Source organism: Streptomyces sp. NPDC004629 (genome assembly GCF_042873595.1).
Classification (GTDB): Bacteria; Actinomycetota; Actinomycetes; order Streptomycetales; family Streptomycetaceae; genus Streptomyces.
Window position 1 is genome coordinate 5,357 of the sequence record NZ_JBIALO010000004.1, and the last position, 15,421, is coordinate 20,777.

Sequence of the window (15,421 nt, forward strand, 5' to 3'; positions counted from 1 at the left end):
GGGGGGGGGGGGTGGTTGTGGGGGGGGGGGTGGGGGGGGGGGGGCTCATGTTGATTTTTTTCCCTTTTGCGGCCGCCGCCGCCCCCCCCCCCCCCCCCCCCCCCGGGCGCCGGGGGGTCGTAAACAAGTCAGGTCGGTAGGAAGACTAGGAAGACAAGGACACGATCGGCGGGGGACACCGCCGGGGAACGGCTGCCGGTCCCGCGCACACGGGTGCCGGGCCGGGATACGGATCAGGCCGTGGCCTGCGGGTTCAGTGGATGATGCCGGTACGCAGGGCCACGGCGACCATGCCGGCCCGGTCACCGGTGCCCAACTTGCGGGCGATGCGGGCGAGATGGCTCTTGACGGTCAGTGCGGACAGGCCCATCGAGACGCCGATCGCCTTGTTCGACTGGCCCTCGGCGACCAGCCGCAGCACCTCGACCTCGCGGCCGGACAGTTCACGGTAGCCGCCCGGGTGGCTCGGGGCGCCCGGGGGGCGGCGGTGCATACGGGCGGCGGCCGCGCCGATGGGGGCGGCGCCCGGTCGGGTGGGGAGCCCGATGTTGGTCCGGGTGCCGGTGACGACGTAGCCCTTGACCCCGCCGGCCAGTGCGTTGCGCACGGCGCCGATGTCGTCGGCGGCGGACAGCGCAAGGCCGTTGGGCCAGCCCGCGGCTCGGGTCTCGGACAGCAGGGTCAGGCCGGAACCGTCCGGCAGATGGACGTCGGCGACGCAGATGTCGCGGGGGTTGCCGATGCGGGGACGAGCCTCCGCGACGGACGAGGCCTCGATGACATCGCGCACACCGAGCGCCCACAGATGGCGGGTGACGGTGGAGCGGACGCGCGGGTCGGCCACGACCACCATGGCGGTCGGCTTGTTCGGGCGGTAGGCGACCAGGCTTGCGGGTTGCTCAAGGAGAACGGACACCAGGCCTCCTGGGGTGCGGGACGGGGCCGGCTCGTGGGGGGTGAAGCCGGGACGAACCGTGCTTTCAAGGTCACAGTCGTCTTCGGCACCAAACCCGTTCGGCTTTAGAGAATGATCACGATCTGGTGAGAACATTCCGTGCAATTCGGACGCGCGATCGATCAGCCGAAGATCGAGTCGGTTCGAGCGGGTTCGCTTCAAGGATCGAAAGTGGCCGTATCGACAAAGAGATGGTCAATGGAAGGGTGATCGTCTCCGGTGACCGGGGCCGTCAGCGGGACTGCGGGTCCCTGCGCTGCGGCAGGGTCACCACCGACGCGTCGCCCGGGGCGGCCGGCGGCAGCCCCGCGACCTGCGCCAGCAGATCGCACCAAGAGGCCAGATGGGCCGCCGTGTCCGGCACCCCGCCCAGCCCCTCCCGGGGCGTCCAGGAGGCCCGGATCTCGATCTGCGAGGCGGGCGGACGCGGGGAAAGCCCGCCGAAGTAGTGCGAGCCCGCGCGGGTCACGGTGCCGCTCGCCTCGCCGCACGACAGCCCGCGCGCCTGGAGCGCACCGGTCAGCCACGACCAGCACACCTCCGGCAGCAGCGGATCGGCCGCCATCTCCGGCTCCAGCTCCGCGCGCACCAGCGTCACCAGCCGGAAGGCACCGCGCCAGGCATCGTGCCCGGCCGGTTCGTGCAGCATGATCAGCCGCCCGTCGGCCAGATCCTGGTCGCCGTCGACGACCGCCGCCTCCAGGGCGTATGCGAAGGGGGCGAGCCGCTGGGGCGCGGGCGTCGGATCCACCTCGATCTGCGGTCGCAGCCGCGCGGTCCGCAGCGCCTCGACCGCGGCCCGGAAAGCCGGCGGAGCCGAACTGTCCGTATGCCGGTCCGTCTCCCTGGCCCCCTTCCCCTCGTCCATCCCACCAGCGCCGTCCGACAGTCGTCCCTGAGCCGCAGCCATGCGGGGAAGAGTAAGGGGAACGGGCGCTTCGCGCAGGGAGAGACACCACCTAAGGACGCGCCCGCGAGCGCCGTCGCCCCCGGTGCAGGGCCTGGTCCGGCCGGGTTCGGGGCCGTGGGAGACTTTCCGTCGTGAGTGCCAACGCAAGCCCCACGGGCCAGCAGCCGACAGCCACGTACGACAGCGCCTTCCTCAAGGCGTGCCGCCGCGAACCCGTGCCGCACACCCCCGTGTGGTTCATGCGCCAGGCCGGCCGCTCCCTGCCCGAGTACCGCAAGGTGCGCGAGGGCATCCCGATGCTGGAGTCCTGCACCCGCCCCGAACTGGTCACCGAGATCACGCTCCAGCCGGTGCGCCGGCACCACGTGGACGCGGCGATCTACTACAGCGACATCGTCGTCCCGCTCAAGGCCATCGGCGTCGACCTCGACATCAAGCCCGGCGTCGGCCCGGTCGTCGAGCGCCCCGTGCGCACCCGGGCCGACCTCGACCGGCTGCGCGACCTCACCCCCGAGGACATTACCTACGTCACCGAGGCCATCGGCCTGCTCACCAGCGAACTCGGTCCGACCCCGCTCATCGGCTTCGCCGGCGCCCCGTTCACCCTGGCCAGCTATCTCGTCGAGGGCGGCCCGTCGCGGACGTACCAGAACGCGAAGGCGATGATGTACGGCGACCCCGGGCTGTGGGCCGACCTGCTCGACCGCCTCGCCGACATCACGGCCGCCTTCCTCAAGGTGCAGATCGAGGCGGGCGCCTCCGCGGTCCAGCTGTTCGACTCCTGGGTCGGCGCGCTCGCCCCCGCCGACTACCGGCGCTCCGTGCTGCCCGCCTCCGCCAAGGTGTTCCGCGCCGTCGCCGGATACGGCGTCCCGCGCATCCACTTCGGTGTCGGCACCGGCGAGCTGCTGAAACTCATGGGCGAGGCCGGCGCGGACGTCGTCGGCGTCGACTGGCGCGTCCCGCTCGACGAGGCGGCCCGCCGCGTCGGTCCGGGCAAGGCGCTCCAGGGCAACCTCGACCCGACGGTCCTCTTCGCCGGCGAGGAGGTCGTCGAGGCGAAGACCCGCGAGGTGCTGGACGCGGCGGCCGGGCTGGAGGGCCACGTCTTCAACCTCGGCCACGGCGTGCCGCCCGACACCGACCCGGACGCGCTCACCCGGCTCGCGGAGTACGTGCACACACGTACCGCCCGCTGACTCACCACGTCTGCCAGGGCCGAGCCTGCCTGCCGAACAGCAGCCGGGGCGGCTCCGGCGGGGGCGGGGTGCCCGGCCGCAGCGGCAGCGCGAACAGCACGCCGACGACGAAGCCGACGATGTGCGCCGCGTACGCCACCGTTCCGGCGCCGGAGACGCCGAGCCCGGACGAGTACACCGCCTGGAGCACGAACCAGAAGCCCAGCACCAGCCAGGCCGGCAGCCTGAGCGGCAGAAAGATCAGGAACGGCACGAGGACCCAGACCCTCGCCTTCGGATACAGCACCAGGTAGGCGCCGAGGACGCCGGCGATCGCCCCGGACGCGCCGATCAGCGGTTCGGCCGAGGAGGCGTTGAGCAGCGCGAAGCCGTACCCGGCCGCGTAGCCGCAGACGACGTAGAAGACGAAGTACCGGACATGGCCCATCCGGCCCTCGACGTTGTTGCCGAAGATCAGCAGGAACAGCATGTTGCCCAGCAGATGCAGCCAGCCGCCGTGCACGAACATCGCCGTGAAGACCGACAGCGGCGGTGACTTGTCGTAGGCCGGCGGGGCCACCACGCAGCCCGGCCCCTGCGGGCCGACACCCACCGCGCCGGTCGGGACCAGCCGCGGCAACTGATCGTGGATCAGCTCTCTGGGCACCGCCGCGTAGTGGTCCATGAACGCCTGGAGATGACACAGCTGCGCCAGGTCGCCGCCGCCGGCCACGGAACCCGCTATGCCGGGCGTGACCAGGAAGACGACGAAGTTCGCGGCGATCAGCGCGTACGTCACCCAGGGGGTGCCGCGCACCGGGTTCACGTCATGGACGGGGATGACCACACAGGAGTACTGCCCTCGACGCGGCGGGCGAATCGGTGAACGCCGCCGGACGCGGCCGCGTATCCCTGGGCAACCGACGTGAGGACCAGGCGATGAACGACCGAGTCACCCCCCAGACATTCCCCGCGATGCAGGCCCTGCCGGACGGCGAGGCGGAGATCTCCCTCGTGGTGCGGCTCCCATGGGAGGACGTCGCCCGGCTCGGCCAGGAGGCCGGGCGGCTCGCCGCGCAGATGCAGCGGCCGGTGACCCTCGACGAGGCGGTCAGTCACCGCCTGCGGTCCGTCCGCGCGACCGCCTCCCACGCGAAGCCCGCCGCGGAGCAGCCACAGGCCATGACATCCAGCGCATCCGTGGCATCGCTGCCACGGATCAGCGGAACGGCGTAGCTCCGCTGGTCCTACCGCGCTATGTCGTCGTTCGTCTGCGGCTCCGTCGTGGCTGGTCGCGCCCGCGCGGCGGAGCCGCATATCAATACAGCCTCGCGCCCCTTTGGGGGCGCTGTCAGGGGGCGTTGGGCGGTGGGGCCGGGAGGGCTGCGGTGGGGGTGGTGGCGCGTATCTTGGTCGCCGCCTTGCGTGCCGCCACCAGGACCGGGTCCCACACCGGTGAGAACGGCGGTGCGTAGCCCAGGTCCAGGGCCGTCATCTCCTCGACGGTCATCCGCGCGGTCAGCGCCACCGCGGCGACGTCCACGCGCTTGGCCGCGCTCTCCCTGCCCACGATCTGCACACCGAGGAGGCGGCCCGTGCCACGCTCGGCGAGCATCTTCACCGTCATGGGGGAGGCGCCGGGGTAGTAGCCGGCCCGGCTGGTCGACTCGATGGTGACCGTCTCGAACCGCAGGCCCACCCGGCGCGCGTCCTTCTCGCGCAGCCCGGTACGGGCGATCTCCAGGTCGCAGACCTTGCTCACCGCCGTGCCGACCACGCCCGGGAAGGTGGCGTAACCGCCGCCGACGTTGGTGCCGATGACCTGGCCGTGCTTGTTGGCGTGGGTGCCGAGGGCGATGTGCCGCTCCTGGCCGGAGACCAGATCGAGCACCTCGACGCAGTCACCGCCGGACCAGATGTTCTCCTGGCCCCGGACGCGCATCGCCAGGTCGGTGAGCAGCCCGCCGTGGCGGCCGAGCGGCAGCCCCGCCGCCCGGGCCAGCGCCGTCTGGGGGCGCACGCCGATCCCGAGGACGACCACGTCGGCCGGGAACTCGGCGTCCTCCGTCGCCACCGCCCGCACCCGGCCGTCGTTCCCCGTGAGCAGCTTGGTGACGGGCGCGTCGTTGACCATGGTGATGCCTAGGCCGTCCATGGCCCGGTGCACCAGCCGGCCCATGTCCGGGTCGAGCGTGGCCATGGGCTCCGCGCCGCGGTTGACGACCGTCACGTCGTAGCCGCGGTTGATGAGCGCTTCGGCCATCTCCACACCGATGTAGCCCGCGCCGACGACGACCGCGCGGCGGCCGTCGGTGTGCGCCAGCGTGTCCAGCAGGGCCTGACCGTCGTCCAGGGTCTGCACGCCGTGCACGCCGGGAGCGTCGATCCCCGGCAGTTCGGGACGCACGGGCCGGGCCCCGGTCGCGATCACCAGCTTGTCGTACGACGTCCAGGACTCGGCACCGGAATCGACGTCACGCGCGCGTACCCGTTGCCGGGCCACGTCGATCTCCGTGACCTCGGTGCGCATGCGCAGGTCGATGTCCCGCGCGCGGTGCTCCCGGGGCGAGCGGGCGATCAGCTGATCGCGTTCGGGGACGTCGCCGCCCACCCAGTACGGGATGCCGCACGCCGAGTAGGACGTGAAGTGGCCGCGTTCGAACGCCACGATCTCCAGCTCGCCGGGCCCACGCAGCCGCCGCGCCTGCGACGCCGCGGACATCCCCGCGGCGTCGCCGCCGATCACGACGAGCCGTTCGGCCCCACCCCGCGCACCGTTCACACTCATGCGAACACGCTACGACCACGCAACATCTCAACCCCACCGGACCCCACGCCGACATCCTGGACGCCGCCGGTGTCTCAGGGGCGCGGGGAACGGCGCGCTCAGCCACGAGGAACGCCGCACCCGCCGACCCGCAAAGCGAGGCACCCCCGTTAGGCGCCACGGGCCTACGCCGGCCTCCTGGGCGCCGCCAGCGTTTCAGGGGCGCGGGGAACGGCGCGCCCAGCCACGACGAACGCCGCACCCGCCCGCCCACATCCCGGGGCACCCCATTAGGCGCCCGCTGACACACCGCCGCGCTCCGCGTCGGACCCCTCGGCGCCAGTGGAGGGGGCCTGGGGCAGCGGCCCCACGGTGCCGGCCGGCGCGGTCGCCGTGCGGCGCGGCAGCCGGGGCCGCAGGACCCGCACCCACCCCAGGACGAGCAGCGCCGCAAGCGCCGCGAAGGGCAGCACCGCGCCCAGGGCCAGGGCGATCCAGCGCAGCATCGTGACGAAAACGTGCCAGCCGCCGGACACCGCGTCCAGGAATCCAGGGGTGTCGTCCTTCGCCGTCTCCTTCTCCGGCGCCTCGGTCAGCGTCAGGGTGATGGTCGCGAGGCTCGTGCGGTCCTTCAGGGACGCCTGCTGGGCCAGCAGCGCCTCCAGGTCGGCCTCGCGGCCGCTCAACTCCCGTTCCAGGGTGACCACATCGCTGAGCCGGCCCGCCCGGTCCATCAGCTCGCGGATCCGGGCGACGCTGGCCCGCTGGGAGGCGATGCGGCTGTCCACGTCCACGATCTGGTCGGTGACGTCCTCGGCCCGCGCGGTGCGCGAGATCAGCCTGCCCGTGCCCTGGAGGTCGACGAGGACATCGTCGTACGCGCCGGTGGGCACGCGCAGGACCACTCGGGTGCGCTCATGGCCCTCCGCGTCCCGGCTGGTGCTCTCCCGGCCGACGAAGCCGCCTACGCCCTCCGCGGCGGTGCGGGCCTCGTCCAGTGCCTTGGGCACGTCCGCGACCCGCACGGTCAAGGAGGCGGTGCGGATGATGTGATCAACGGTGATCCGGGGCCCCTTCGGGGCCGTCTTGGCGGTATCCGTCCGGCCCGGCCCGCCGGCCTCGCCGACCGCCCCGGAGCCGGCGTCGGCGGCCGTACCCCGCTGGGCCGCGCTGTTCGCGGCGGCCTTGTCGTCACCGCCGCTCGCGATGTCGGAGGCACCGCAGCCGGTCAGCGCGACGGTGGCGGCCAGCAGGATGCCGGCGAGGGCGGGCACGGGGCGTACGGAGCGTGGTGTGCGCATGTGGCGGTTCCCCCAAGGGTGTGTGACGACTGACGCTCCTTCGACGCCGCACCCCGGCGGGACGTTGGCGGAGCGTGGTCCCGATGAGGTCACGGTCACGATGCGAGCCGGACACGAGGCGCCGGTTGGGCCGTCGGCGGCGTCTGAGAGGGTGGAGTCATGAACGGATCGGGTACGGACACGGGCCATGTCGTCGTCATCGGAGCCGGGATCGCGGGACTGGCGGCGGCGCACCGGCTGCTGGACCGCGGGGCGCGGGTGACCGTGCTGGAGGCGGCGGACCGGGTCGGCGGCAAACTGCTGCCCGGCGAGATCGCGGGTGTGCGGGTGGACCTGGGCGCCGAGTCGATGCTCGCCCGCCGGCCGGAGGCAGTGACCCTCGCGCGCGAGGTGGGCCTCGCGGACCGGCTGCGCACACCGGCCACCACGACCGCCTCGATCTGGACCCGCGGCGCGCTGCGCCCCATGCCCAAGGGGCATGTGATGGGCGTGCCCGGCACGGCGTCCGCGCTGGCCGGCGTGGTCTCCGAGGAAAGCCTCGCCCGTATCGACCGCGAGGCCGGCCTGCCGCGCACCGAGACCGGCGACGACGTGGCGGTCGGGGAGTACGTGGCGGCGCGGCTCGGCCGCGAGGTTGTCGACCGCCTGGTCGAGCCCCTGCTCGGCGGCGTGTACGCGGGCGACGCGTACCGCATCTCGATGCGCGCGGCCGTCCCCCAACTGTTCCAGGCCCTGCAGACCCATGACTCCCTCACCGAGGCGGTCCGCGGCCTCCAGGCGCGGCCCGCCGCGGACCCGCGGCCCGGCCCGGTCTTCCAGGGCATCGAGGGCGGGGTGGGCCGGCTGCCGCTCGCGGTCGCCGAGGCCGTGCGGGCGCGCGGCGGCGCCGTCCTCACCTCCACAGTGGTGACGGAGCTGCGCCGGGAGGCGGCGGGCGGCTGGCGGGTGGTCGCCGCCGACCGGGTGCGGCACGCGGACGCCGTCGTCCTCGCGGTGCCCGCGCCCGTCGCCGCCGGCCTGCTGGCCGCCGAGTCCCCCGGCGCCGCCGCCGAACTGCGGGCCGTCGAATACGCCTCCATGGCCCTGGTCACCCTCGCCTACCGGCGGGACGCCGTCACCCTCCCCGAGGGCAGCGGCTTCCTCGTGCCTCCCGTCGACGGGCACACCGTCAAGGCGTCCACCTTCGCCTCCCGGAAGTGGGGCTGGATCGCCGAGGAGGACCCGGGGGTGATCGTGCTGCGCACCTCCGTCGGGCGGTACGGCGAGACGGAGATCCTCGGCCGCGAGGACGCCGGCCTCGTCGACGTCTCCCGGCACGATCTGCGCGAGGCCACCGGCCTGACCGCAGAGCCTTTGCAGACCCGGGTCACCCGCTGGACCGAGGCCCTGCCCCAGTACCCCGTCGGCCACCACGCGCGCGTGGCCCGCATCCGCGAGCACGTCGCCAAGCTCCCGGCTCTCGCCGTGTGCGGCGCCCAGTACGACGGCGTCGGCATCCCCGCGTGCATCGCGAGCGCCGAGGCCGCCGTGGACCGGCTCGCGGGCGACCTGCGCGCGGTCGGCGCCGCCGGGGCGGAGCCGACCGGCCACCCGGTGCACGGCCCGCAGGGCGGAGCGGGAGAATAGGCACATGAGTGACGACGCCCCCACCACCGAGTCCGGCAGGATCCCCAACAAGGGCAAGCTGGCCAAGGACCTCAACGAGGTCATCCGTTACACGCTGTGGTCCGTCTTCCGGCTGAAGGACGCGCTGCCCGAGGACCGCGCCGGTTACGCCGACGAGGTCCAGGAGCTGTTCGACCAGCTCGCCGCCAAGGACGTGACGATCCGCGGCACCTACGACGTCTCCGGGCTGCGCGCCGACGCCGACCTCATGATCTGGTGGCACGCAGAGACCAGCGACCAGCTCCAGGAGGCGTACAACCTCTTCCGCCGCACAAGGCTGGGCCGCGCACTGGAGCCGGTGTGGTCGAACATGGCGTTGCACCGCCCCGCCGAGTTCAACCGCGCGCACGTCCCGGCGTTCCTCGCCGACGAGACGCCCCGCGCCTACGTCAGCGTCTACCCCTTCGTGCGCTCCTACGACTGGTACCTGCTGCCCGACGAGGACCGCCGCAAGATGCTCGCGGACCACGGCAAGATGGCCCGCGGCTTCCCCGACGTGCGCGCCAACACGGTCGCCTCGTTCTCCCTCGGCGACTACGAGTGGATCCTCGCGTTCGAGGCCGACGAACTGCACCGCATCGTCGACCTCATGCGCCATCTGCGCGGCTCTGAGGCCCGCCGGCACGTCCGCGAGGAGGTCCCCTTCTTCACCGGCCGCCGCAAGGAGATCGGCGAACTGGTCGCGGGGCTCGCGTAACGCTCCGCTGGGTGGGCCGTGATGTGCCGTCGGTCGGCTGCGGCTTCGTCGTGGTTGGTCGCGCCCAGGGAGTGCCGCGATGTGCCGTCGGTTGTCTGCGGCTTCGTCGTGGCTTGTCGCTCTCTGGGTGTGCCGCGATGTGCCGCTGATCGTCTGCGGCGCCGTCGTGGCTGGTCGCGCAGTTCCCCGCGCCCCTTCGGGGCGCTGTCAGGGGGTGTTGGGGGAGGGGGCCGGGGTGACCGGGAGGGCTGAGGCGGGGGCGACCGGCGGCGGTGTGGTGTCGGACGCGGACGGCGGGCCGCTCGCCGCCAAGTCCCGGGACAGCGCGGCGAAGTCGACATAGCCCGTCGCCTCCAGGACCTTGATGTGGTCCAGGACGGTGGCGTTGGCGTCGTCGGCGAGATCACGCACCAGCGCGTTCTGGGTGCCCGCCCGGACCTGGGCGACGACCGAGAACACCTTGCCGTGCGCCAGCCTGAGGATGTTGGCGAACGCGCGGTCGAAGTCCGCGCCCTGCGCGGCGTCCAGTTCCGCCAGCCAGTCCTGCTGCTGCGCGGTGGGCGCGTTGGGCAGGGCCAGACCGAGCCGCGAGGCGACGAGGCGGACATGCGCGTCCAGCGTCGTGTGCCCGTCGACCAGATGCTGTCCGGCCGTCCGCACCGCCGCGGTGGTGCCCTTGCGTTCCGCCAGTTCACCGGCCGGCAGTTCCCACAGCCCGGCCAGCCGGACCCTGGTGACGAAGTCCTGGTCGAGCGCGGACAGCGGGCCGTACGGTGTGGTCTTCGTCCGCGCGCTCAGCACATCCGCGCCGGTCGTTCCCGATCGGTCGGCGTAGGACCAGACGGGGAAGACCAGCGCCGCGAGCGTCGCGGCCAGGCCCGCGATGATGAGCCCGGTGCCGCTGAAGATGCCTCTGCCCTTGATCGGGGGGTGCGGTCGCATGGTGCCTCCTGCTTGCGGCACCGCATGCCGGTGTGCGTCGGGTGGGTGCGGGTTGGCATATTACTGCGCAGACCGTTCCGGCCGTGCCATGGCAGAACCGGGCGAAGCACGCCGAACCGAAACCGAAGTGGGCAACAGCGCAACGGCGGTTGAACCAGCCCCGCCCCGCCCGCACCGCATCCCGCCCGGACCGCCCCCCGCCTGGACTGCACCCCCCCGCCCCGACCGCACCGCCCCTCCCGCCTACACCGCCCCCGGCCGGCCCGTACTGCCCCTGGCCCGGACCGCACCCCGGCCCGGACCGCCCCGCCCCCGGCCTGTACCGCCCCCGGCCCGGACCGCGCCCCTACATGGACCGTACTGCCCCGCACCCGGACCGCCCCGCACTTAGACCGCCCCGCGCCCGGCCCGTACCGTGCCCCTGCCTGGCCCGTACCGTGCCCCTGCCTGGCCCGTACCGCCCCCGGACCGCCCCGCATCCCCTGCCCGGACCGCCGCCCCCTGCCTGGACCGCAACCCCCCGTCCGCCCGCCACCCCGTGACTTGCGGCGTCCCCTCGCTCCCGGCGCCGTCACCCGGTCCCGCTGTGTCACCCCCGTCGTGCCAGCGCCCGGCGGGCGGCTTGGCCGGCGCGGGCGATCGGGTGCCGGGAGCGTGGCGCCGGGCCCGAGCGCTCCAGCCACCACATGCGCAACTCCCGCCGTACCCTGGTGTCTTCGGGGCGCCGCGCGCTCAGCAGGTGCGCCACGAAGTCCAGCGCGTCCCGGCGGTATCCGCCGGTCATCGGCTGCCCCTGCGCATAGTCGAGGAACGTGGCGCGGTAGCGGGCACCCAGGATCCGGGGCAGTTCGGGCGCGACCTTGGCCACCACGTCCGCCCGCTTCGCGGCGAGCGCTCGCGCCTGCACGCCCATCCGTACCCGGTCGAAGCCCTCGGGCAGCGGAGTCCCGGCGACCAGCGCGGACAGCACCGCCGCCTGGGCGAGCGCGACCCGCTCCCGGTCGGGCTCGCCGGCCGCCCGCGGGGCCGTGAGCGTCGTCGCCCGCGGGGCCGGCTGCGAGACGCTGGCGCGGCGATTCGCGGAGCCCTCGTCCACGGCCGTCCGGATGGCCGCCAACTCCCGCTCCAATTCCACGGGTTCGGGGAAGTTCTCGTCGCGCTCCAGCAGCACCCCGGGCGGCGTGACCCGGGCGGCCAGGTCGGTCAGGATGTCGAGGACGGGCCGTGGGACGGGGTGGGCGTGGCTGTCGTGCCAGACGCCGTCGCGCTGGAATCCGCCCGCGACATGCACGTACGCGATGGCCTCAAGCGGCAGTTCGGTGAGCGCCCGCGCCGGGTCGTCGCCGCGGTTGACGTGGTTGGTGTGCAGGTTCGCCACGTCGATGAGCAGCCGCACACCCGTCCGGTCGGCCAGTTCGTACAGGAACTGCCCCTCGGTCAGTTCCTCGCCGGGCCAGGAGATCAGGGCGGCGATGTTCTCCACGGCGAGCGGCACCGGCAGGGCCTGCTGCGCGATGCGTACGTTCGCGCACAGCACGTCCAGCGCGTCGCGGGTGCGCGGCACGGGCAGCAGATGGCCCGCCTCCAGGCGCGGGGACGCGGTCAGCGGGCCACCGGCCCGGACGAACGCGATGTGCTCGGTGACCAGGGGCGAGCCCAGTGCCGTCGCGCGTTCGGCGAGGGCGGTCAGCCGGCCCTCGTCGGGCCGGTCCGCGTCGCCGAGACCGAGCGAGACCCCGTGCGGGACCACGGTGACCCCACGTTCGCGCAGCCGCAGCAGCGACGCGGGCAGATGCCCGGGGCACACGTTCTCCGCGACGGCCTCGACCCAGTCGATGCCCGGCATGCGCTCCACGGCGTCCGCGATCTCCGGCCGCCAGCCGATCCCCGTCCCCAGTCGTCGCATCGCGCGTCCCCTCCCGTGCCTCCTCGTCGCCGTCGTGGCGTGACGGAGGTATGGCCCGCCCGCCCGGCACCAAATCCCACCGCCCGTGTCTTCAGAGCAACATTTGAGGTTCCCGGCGCCCACGGCGCGGAAGCCGCCGGCGATCCCGCTCGGTGCTGGTCCTCGCCTTTGCTTCGTACCGATGCCCCAGCGTTCCTGTCTCCGCACCAGGACGGTGAGCCACCAAGCGGAGCGCCGCCGTGCAGCGTTGGAGCCAGTGGGTCCCGGCCCAGGGACAGGGCGGCGCGGGGTGGCCCGTGCTCGGTCGGCAGGGCCTAGCCTGCGGGTATGCGCAACCGTCCGGTGATCGTGGGAATGCTGGCCGTCGTGCTCGGCAGTGCCGTGGCCTGCGGCGGCGGGGCCTCCGCGCCCCCGGCCTCCTCCCCCGCCGCGTCGTCCGGACACCGCATCGCGGTGACGAGTGCCGCCTTCGCCGACGGCGGGGCGATCCCGCGCCGCTACACCTGCGACGGCGCGGACATCTCGCCGCCGCTCGCCTTCTCCGGCGTACCAGCGGGGGCGACCTCGCTGGCCCTGCTGGTCCAGGACTCCGACGCCCCGCAGGGCCCGTTCACACACTGGCTGGTGTGGGACATCGCCCCGCGTACCACCGCGCTGGCCGAGGGCCGCGCGCCCGAGGGTGCGGAGCAGGGCCGCAACGACTTCCGCAGGCCCGGCTACGGCGGCCCGTGCCCGCCGCGCGGTGACCGGCCCCACCACTACGTCTTCACGGTGTACGCCGCCGACCGGAGACCGGACCTGACGCCGGCGACCGCCACCGCCGACGGCCTGCGGCGCGCCCTCGCCAGCCACACCCTCGCCTCCGGCACCCTGTCCGGCCACTACGCCCGCTGAGCCGCCCCGGACGGACCAGCGGTACTGATCAACTCGCTCTCACTGCGGCCTGCGCGGAGGTGCGAATCCTGTTCCTGTTCGATCCCGAGCGTGAAGCGATTCCGCAGGCCGAGGCCCGCTACGACGAATGCCTGGCCGACGCGCGGCGCACAGGAGAGGACGGCGATGTCCCGGTGAGCGGTCACAGCAGCGCCTAGCAGGGCATCGGCGCGCGGGCGGTAGCGGTGCGGCGGCAGTGGGGGTGCGGGGTCTGCGGGGCCGGGCGGGTGACGCAGGTGCCGGCCGCTCGCCATGTCATCCGGATTGCCACCTTTCCAGTCATATCTTCATACTGTGTTCACTCTTGTACGCCACGTCACCACTCTCTGCGCCCTGGGCGCGGCCCTCGCCGCGTGCGGCACCGCCGGGGCCCCGCACACCACGGGCCGGGGCCCGGCGGGGTCCGCCGCCTCGGCCCCCTCATCGTCGCAACCGCCCACCCTCACCCCGGGCCCCGGCGGTCTCACCCCGGTCTTCATGAACGGCCCGCGCACCCGGGGCAAGACGGTCGCCCTCACCTTCGACGCCGACATGACCGCCGATCAAGGAAAGCGCGCCGCGGCGGGCGAGCACTTCGACAACCCCGACCTGATCGCCACCCTGCGCGACCTGAAAGTCCCGGCGACCGTGTTCATGACCGGCCGATGGGCCGAGCAGTACCCGGCGCAGGCCCGCTCGATCGGCAGCGACCCGCTGTTCGAGGTCGCCAACCACTCCTACAGCCACTACGCCTTCACCGCCGACTGCTACGGCCTGCCGACCGTCTCCGCCGACCGGATGCGGGCGGACGTGGAGCAGGCGTACGCCTCCCTCCGCAAGGCGGGCGTGCCGCACCCGATGCCGTACTTCCGCTTCCCCGGCGGCTGCTACGACCAGCAGTCGCTGCGCGCGCTGAGCGGGCTCGGCGTCACCGCGGTGCAGTGGGACGTGGTCAGCGGGGACGCGTTCGCGACGGACGCCGACGCGGTCGTCAAGCAGGTGCTGGACGGGGTGCAGCCCGGGTCGGTGGTCGTCATGCACTGCACCCGCAGCGCCGCCCCGACCACCGAACGGGTCGTGCGTACGATCGTGCCGGAACTGCGCAAGCGGGGCTTTCGGTTCGTGAAGGTCTCCACATTGATCTCGCAGACCGGCAGCCACCGCTGACCCGCCTACGCTGAGGGCATGACCGACAAGGACCCCCGCCCGGCCGCCGGCCCCGAAGGGCCCGCCGCGGCCGGCGGCCCGCCGTACGCGGAGTGCGTGTTGTGCCGCGAGCCGACCGAGTACCCGCCCTCGCACCGGGGCATCACGTTGTGCCCCGTCTGCGAGTGGCAGGAGGCGCAGCGCACCGCCTGCTCGGGGTGACCCGTGGCGGTGCGCACCGGCCCACGGCGGCACCGTCGCCCGGAGCCGTAAGGTGGGCTGTCGTGAGCGACGTTCCTGACTCCCTGGGTGACAGCCCCTTCCGTGCCGAGCGCTCCCCGCGCGACGCGGCCCCGCAGTTCGTGCTGCCGCTCGTCGTACGGATCGAGCGGGCGGCGCCGCCCGCGCGCACCGACGCACTGGAGACCGCCGCCCGGGCCGTGCTCATGCTGCTCGCGGACGAGCGGGCGCTGGGCGACGGGGAATGGGCGCGGGCCGTGCGGGACTGGCAGGACGCCCGGATCCGCAAGGTGGTGCGGCGGGCCCGGGGCGCCGAGTGGCGGCGGGCCGAGGCGCTGCCCGGCATCACCGTCACCGGGAAGTCCGCGGAGGTACGGGTCTTCCCGCCGGTTCCGCTGGACGGCTGGCCCAAGGACCTGGCCCGGCTCCAGGTGTCCGGCACCGAACTCGACGACCCCGAGCCGCCGGCCGACCCCGACCCGGCACAGCCCGTGCTGTGGCTGAACCCCGAGCTGGACATGTCGGCCGGCAAGGCGATGGCCCAGGCCGGGCATGGCGCCCAGCTCGCCTGGTGGGAGCTGTCCGCCGCGGAGCGGGACGACTGGCGGGACGCCGGCTTCCCCCTGGCCGTGCGCACCGCCGACCCCGCCGACTGGCCCCGGCTCACCACCAGCGGACTGCCCCTGGTGCGGGACGCCGGCTTCACCGAGATCCGACCAGGCTCCACCACGGTCGTCGGGGACCACCCCGCTCTTCACACACCGTGACTGGCTACGCCCGCATGGGTGCATGAGTCTCCGCA

At 73.6% G+C, this 15,421-nt stretch carries 16 protein-coding genes; 9 read left to right on the forward strand and 7 right to left on the reverse strand.

All coding sequences use genetic code 11. The annotated features are described in order from the left end of the window. Positions 1-253: 253 nt before the first annotated feature. Both ACFYTE_RS07055 and ACFYTE_RS07060 read right to left on the reverse strand, forming a co-directional pair. Entirely contained in the window at positions 254-916 is a 663-nt protein-coding gene (locus ACFYTE_RS07055; protein WP_030041211.1) for a response regulator transcription factor, read from the reverse strand. A gap of 271 nt (positions 917-1,187) precedes the next feature. Further along, on the reverse strand, positions 1,188-1,865 hold the full coding sequence (locus ACFYTE_RS07060; protein ID WP_388705968.1) for a DUF3000 domain-containing protein: 678 nt from the start codon (positions 1,863-1,865) through the stop codon (positions 1,188-1,190). Between the two features lie 131 nt (positions 1,866-1,996). Here ACFYTE_RS07060 and hemE point away from each other — a divergent pair, with 131 nt between their 5' ends. Beyond that, a complete protein-coding gene (hemE, locus tag ACFYTE_RS07065; protein WP_388705970.1) occupies positions 1,997-3,064 on the forward strand; it encodes a uroporphyrinogen decarboxylase in 1,068 nt (355 codons plus the stop codon). 1 nt (position 3,065) lies between these two features. Here the strand turns inward: hemE and ACFYTE_RS07070 are convergent, their stop codons facing one another. After that, a complete protein-coding gene (locus ACFYTE_RS07070) occupies positions 3,066-3,890 on the reverse strand; it encodes a rhomboid family intramembrane serine protease (protein WP_388705973.1) in 825 nt (274 codons plus the stop codon). 92 nt (positions 3,891-3,982) lie between these two features. Here ACFYTE_RS07070 and ACFYTE_RS07075 point away from each other — a divergent pair, with 92 nt between their 5' ends. Next, complete coding sequence (locus ACFYTE_RS07075) at positions 3,983-4,279, forward strand: hypothetical protein (RefSeq protein ID WP_388705975.1); 297 nt, start codon at positions 3,983-3,985, stop codon at positions 4,277-4,279. Positions 4,280-4,394: 115 nt separating this feature from the next. Here ACFYTE_RS07075 and ACFYTE_RS07080 read toward each other — a convergent pair whose 3' ends face one another. Then, a complete protein-coding gene (locus ACFYTE_RS07080; RefSeq protein WP_388705978.1) occupies positions 4,395-5,831 on the reverse strand; it encodes an FAD-dependent oxidoreductase in 1,437 nt (478 codons plus the stop codon). A gap of 269 nt (positions 5,832-6,100) precedes the next feature. Further along, positions 6,101-7,111 (reverse strand): DUF4349 domain-containing protein, encoded by a 1,011-nt coding sequence (locus tag ACFYTE_RS07085; protein WP_388705980.1) that lies wholly within the window; start codon positions 7,109-7,111, stop codon positions 6,101-6,103. A gap of 159 nt (positions 7,112-7,270) precedes the next feature. Between ACFYTE_RS07085 and hemG the strand changes: the two genes are divergently transcribed. Further along, positions 7,271-8,737: a protoporphyrinogen oxidase gene (hemG, locus tag ACFYTE_RS07090; RefSeq protein ID WP_388705982.1), complete on the forward strand. Its 1,467-nt coding sequence runs from the start codon at positions 7,271-7,273 to the stop codon at positions 8,735-8,737. A 4-nt stretch (positions 8,738-8,741) separates the two neighbouring features. After that, the gene (hemQ, locus tag ACFYTE_RS07095) at positions 8,742-9,473 is read left to right on the forward strand and encodes a hydrogen peroxide-dependent heme synthase (RefSeq protein WP_388705984.1); all 732 of its coding nucleotides are present in this window, start codon (positions 8,742-8,744) and stop codon (positions 9,471-9,473) included. Between the two features lie 207 nt (positions 9,474-9,680). On the opposite strand, the gene ACFYTE_RS07100 is transcribed toward hemQ, so the two are convergent. After that, a complete protein-coding gene (locus ACFYTE_RS07100) occupies positions 9,681-10,415 on the reverse strand; it encodes a DUF4142 domain-containing protein (RefSeq protein ID WP_388705986.1) in 735 nt (244 codons plus the stop codon). A gap of 589 nt (positions 10,416-11,004) precedes the next feature. After that, on the reverse strand, positions 11,005-12,321 hold the full coding sequence (locus ACFYTE_RS07105; protein WP_388705988.1) for a DUF692 domain-containing protein: 1,317 nt from the start codon (positions 12,319-12,321) through the stop codon (positions 11,005-11,007). Positions 12,322-12,648: 327 nt separating this feature from the next. Between ACFYTE_RS07105 and ACFYTE_RS07110 the strand changes: the two genes are divergently transcribed. The 5 genes from ACFYTE_RS07110 (at position 12,649) to ACFYTE_RS07130 (ending at position 15,386) form a co-directional block, all read left to right on the forward strand. Beyond that, positions 12,649-13,215, forward strand: a complete 567-nt coding sequence (locus tag ACFYTE_RS07110) for a YbhB/YbcL family Raf kinase inhibitor-like protein (RefSeq protein WP_388705991.1) — start codon at positions 12,649-12,651, stop codon at positions 13,213-13,215. 59 nt (positions 13,216-13,274) lie between these two features. Then, positions 13,275-13,412, forward strand: a complete 138-nt coding sequence (locus tag ACFYTE_RS07115; RefSeq protein WP_388705994.1) for a hypothetical protein — start codon at positions 13,275-13,277, stop codon at positions 13,410-13,412. Positions 13,413-13,548: 136 nt separating this feature from the next. Next, positions 13,549-14,400: a polysaccharide deacetylase family protein gene (locus tag ACFYTE_RS07120; protein WP_388705997.1), complete on the forward strand. Its 852-nt coding sequence runs from the start codon at positions 13,549-13,551 to the stop codon at positions 14,398-14,400. Positions 14,401-14,418: 18 nt separating this feature from the next. Then, entirely contained in the window at positions 14,419-14,601 is a 183-nt protein-coding gene (locus ACFYTE_RS07125) for a hypothetical protein (RefSeq protein ID WP_388705999.1), read from the forward strand. 62 nt (positions 14,602-14,663) lie between these two features. Continuing rightward, positions 14,664-15,386 carry a peptidyl-tRNA hydrolase gene (locus ACFYTE_RS07130; RefSeq protein WP_388706002.1) on the forward strand — a complete coding sequence of 241 codons (723 nt, stop codon included), beginning with the start codon at positions 14,664-14,666 and terminating at the stop codon, positions 15,384-15,386. Positions 15,387-15,421: the final 35 nt, after the last annotated feature.

Bases quoted from the DNA above. Each gene is read 5' to 3' on its own strand.
- ACFYTE_RS07060 (WP_388705968.1), bottom strand. From the start codon at position 1,865: ATGGCTGCGGCTCAGGGACGACTGTCGGACGGCGCTGGTGGGATGGAC.
- ACFYTE_RS07075 (WP_388705975.1), top strand. From the start codon at position 3,983: ATGAACGACCGAGTCACCCCCCAGACATTCCCCGCGATGCAGGCCCTG.
- ACFYTE_RS07080 (WP_388705978.1), bottom strand. From the start codon at position 5,831: ATGAGTGTGAACGGTGCGCGGGGTGGGGCCGAACGGCTCGTCGTGATC.
- ACFYTE_RS07085 (WP_388705980.1), bottom strand. From the start codon at position 7,111: ATGCGCACACCACGCTCCGTACGCCCCGTGCCCGCCCTCGCCGGCATC.
- hemG (WP_388705982.1), top strand. From the start codon at position 7,271: ATGAACGGATCGGGTACGGACACGGGCCATGTCGTCGTCATCGGAGCC.
- hemQ (WP_388705984.1), top strand. From the start codon at position 8,742: ATGAGTGACGACGCCCCCACCACCGAGTCCGGCAGGATCCCCAACAAG.
- ACFYTE_RS07100 (WP_388705986.1), bottom strand. From the start codon at position 10,415: ATGCGACCGCACCCCCCGATCAAGGGCAGAGGCATCTTCAGCGGCACC.
- ACFYTE_RS07105 (WP_388705988.1), bottom strand. From the start codon at position 12,321: ATGCGACGACTGGGGACGGGGATCGGCTGGCGGCCGGAGATCGCGGAC.
- ACFYTE_RS07110 (WP_388705991.1), top strand. From the start codon at position 12,649: ATGCGCAACCGTCCGGTGATCGTGGGAATGCTGGCCGTCGTGCTCGGC.
- ACFYTE_RS07125 (WP_388705999.1), top strand. From the start codon at position 14,419: ATGACCGACAAGGACCCCCGCCCGGCCGCCGGCCCCGAAGGGCCCGCC.